We start from the raw sequence: 3,060 nt of genomic DNA, 5'->3' as shown, positions 1-3,060 counted from the left end.
TCAGCGGGCGAAGCGGTAGTCGAAGGCGCCCAGGTCCGGGTCGTCGAGCGGGCTGCCGCTCCACAACCAGTGGTAGGAGACGTCGGATTCGCCGTCGAAGCCGCGCCGCAGCAGGGCGTCCCTGGCCTCCTGCTGCGGGCCGTCGGGGTAGTGGTAGAAGGTCTTGTTCTGCAGTGAGGCGTCCTGGACCATGCCGGCGTGCTTGGCCCGCCGGTCCACGTAGCGGCGCAGCGCGCCCTCGACGCCGTCGGCGTTGACCCGGCCCAGTTCCTCGGCCAGTACGGCGGCGTCCTCCATGGCCTGGGAGGCCCCCTGGGCCTGGTAGGGCAGCATGGCGTGGCAGGCGTCGCCCAGGAGGGCGAGCGGGCCGTCCACCCAGACCGGGTCGCGCCGGCGGTGATAGAGGGCGAAGGAGAGGACGTCGTCCTTGGCCTTGGACAGCATCGCCGCCACCCGGTCGTCCCAGCCCTCGTAGGCGTTCACCAGGTCGTCCGCGGTGGCCGAGCCGGTCCATTTCTCGGCGACCTCGTCCGTGCACGGGACGCAGCCGACGACGTTGAGGTATTCGCCGCCGCGGATCATGTAGTGGACCAGGTGCCGGTCCGGGCCGTACCAGATGGTGCTCTGGAAGCGGTCCATCAGAAAGCGCGTGGCCGGGTCGGCGGCGATGAGGTCGCCGGGGATGAGGGCCCGGAAGGCCATCTCGCCGGAGAACAGCAGGGTGTCCGGGAGGCCCATCAGGTCGCGGACCCGGGAGCGGATGCCGTCGGCGCCGACCAGCACATCGGCCTCGAAGCGCCGGCCGTCCTCGGTCACGGCCGCGGGGCGACGGGGGTTGCCGCGGTCCAGGTCGCTGACCCGGCTGGAGGTGTGCAGTTCGACCACCGGGCCGGGGCCGGCCGGGTCGACGCAGGCCGCGGTGAGGACACCGTGCAGATCGGCCCGGTGGTAGTGCCAGTACGGCGCGTTGTACCGCTGCTTGCAGTAGTCACCGAGCTGGGTCAGTCCGATGACGCTGCCGTCCTTCCACCGGCGCCGCACCTGGTCCTGGGGCTCGGTGCGGATGGCCTCCAGCTGCCTGCGCAGACCCAGCCCGAGCAGGACTCGGCTCGCGTTGGGTGCTGTCTGGATACCCGCGCCGATCTCGCCGAACCGCGGTGCCTGCTCCAGCACGGTCACCTGGTGGCCGCGCTGCCGCAGCGCCAGCGCGGCGGTCATTCCGCCGAGCCCGCCGCCGACGATGACGACGTCGAGGGATTGGGTGGATGCCATGTTCTCTCTCCAGATGCAGGTGCGGCGGCGGGATCAGAAGTCGACGAGTCGGCCCGCGGTGACGACCTCCTGGTCGTCGACGGAGACGGTGCAGCCGCGCATGGCGATGTCGACGTGCGCGTACGATTCGCGCCGCAGGACGGGGTGGGGGCCGGTGGACCACAGGAAGTTCCCGGCGAACGCCCGCGCGTCCATGCCCATCAGCTCTTCCTTGCCGTACAGGGCGGTGGCGAACCAGTCGGCGGTGCGCATCAGGCCCCAGCCCATGTGGGACAGGCTGCGTCCCCATTCGTCGTTCGCGTCGTCGAAGAAGGTGTTCAGCAGGTGGGCCTCGGCGCCGCCGGACACCTTCTCGATGTTCCCGCCGGCGATCTCCAAGGTGACCGGCCGGTGCACGTACTCCTTGAACGGCAGCAGGATGTCGCCCTCGGAGAGCACGATCCGGCCCTCGGAGAACCGCGGCCAGCACAGGACCATGGTGCTCGGCCAGTGGTCCCAGCGGCCCGGGTCGTCGGCGAAGCCCACCTGGAACTCCGGCTTGGAGCCCGGCAGTTCGACGGTCAGGTCGGTGCCGGCCTCGGAGGTCACCCGCATGACGGACGCGCTCTTCAGCAGGTTCACCCCCTTGAGCACCTCCGCCTTGTCCTCCGGCCGCGGCAGGTTGCGGACGAGCACGTCGGGGGCGTCGCACACGAAGAGGATGCGGGTGCCCGTCCGCAGGATCTCCTGCTGGAGCGGGGCGTGGATGAAGCCCTCCCGCGTGAGGTCCACGACGAGGTCGGCGGCCTTGAGCAGGTCCTGCGCGGCGGTGTCGCCGAGCACCGCGCTCAGACCGGGCCCGGCGCCGGTGCGGGTGCTGTCCGAGGGCGACGGGTTGCCGCCGGGGACCGTGGCGGCGATGACGTGCGCGCCGCAGGCCTTGGCCGCGCCGAAGGCGGCCGCCACGTAGTCGCCGCGGCTGGTGGGCTCGGACAGGACGACGACGTGCTCATCGGGCTTGAGCTTGCACAGCTTCAGCTCCTGGGTGAACGCGTCGAGCAGGTCAACGGAGGTGAGGTCGAGCATGTCTCGCTCCTGGGGAAGGGGAAGTGGCGGACGGCGATCGCACGGTCCGGGCAGGGGTATGGATCCAGCCATGCGGCCAGGTGGCTTCAATGCGGAGACGCGGGTCTCACGGGCGCCGCCGACGCAATTAATCCGAACGCGTACGATCTGGTTCTGGCAAGAGGTTCAACCGAACTTTTTTCTGCTCGGCCCGGGTTCCGGGGTGGCCCCGGCGGCTGGGGCACCCTTGCTGACCTCGTGTTTTACCCGAGTCGTCGGCTGTCTTTCTCGGCCCCGCGTCGATGGGCGCATCGTGGCCGCGGCGGGCGGGGAGTCTTGCGCGGAGAGTTCGTACGTGCTCGGATGGTTTTTGTCCGCGTCCGGCCCGCGTGCCCTGGGCTGCCTGGCGATGGCTGGTTCTCAGTGGCGCGCCGCCTCAAGGAGGGCTCCGATGGTCAACGTCCGCTTCCCTCGGCGCGCCGTCGTCGCGGCGCACGCGGCCCGGTCCTCAAGGGGCGCCGGCGCCACCCCCGGCGCGGTCGTCGGCCTCATGGAACGGCTCGGCCCGGAAGGCACCGGGCTCCCGTCTTCTCCCGGCCCCGCGCTCCCGGAGCCCACACGGGACCGGGGCCTTGTCCAGCCACGGTGCTGCGGGGCCGCGGGGGTGCCGGGGCCACGAGGCGGCGGGGCCGCGGGGCCGCGGGGCCATGGGGCCATGGGGCCACGGGGCGGCAGCGCGGCGGG

At 71.6% G+C, this 3,060-nt stretch carries 2 protein-coding genes; both read right to left on the bottom strand.

The annotated features are described in order from the left end of the window. Positions 1-1,272: an FAD-dependent oxidoreductase gene (locus tag AXW62_RS30005; protein WP_060947278.1), complete on the bottom strand. Its 1,272-nt coding sequence runs from the start codon at positions 1,270-1,272 to the stop codon at positions 1-3. A gap of 33 nt (positions 1,273-1,305) precedes the next feature. Further along, entirely contained in the window at positions 1,306-2,337 is a 1,032-nt protein-coding gene (locus AXW62_RS30000; RefSeq protein WP_060947277.1) for a 2,5-dihydroxypyridine 5,6-dioxygenase NicX family protein, read from the bottom strand. Positions 2,338-3,060 lie beyond the last annotated feature (723 nt).

The organism is Streptomyces hygroscopicus subsp. hygroscopicus (genome assembly GCF_001553455.1).
Classification (GTDB): domain Bacteria; phylum Actinomycetota; class Actinomycetes; order Streptomycetales; family Streptomycetaceae; genus Streptomyces; species Streptomyces hygroscopicus.
Note: the sequence above shows the minus strand (reverse complement) of the source record. Positions and strands in the feature narration are given on the sequence as shown.

What these genes read in the sequence shown, in the direction of transcription:
- AXW62_RS30005 (WP_060947278.1), bottom strand. Translation starts at nt 1,272, where the DNA reads ATGGCATCCACCCAATCCCTCGACGTCGTCATCGTCGGCGGCGGGCTC.
- AXW62_RS30000 (WP_060947277.1), bottom strand. Translation starts at nt 2,337, where the DNA reads ATGCTCGACCTCACCTCCGTTGACCTGCTCGACGCGTTCACCCAGGAG.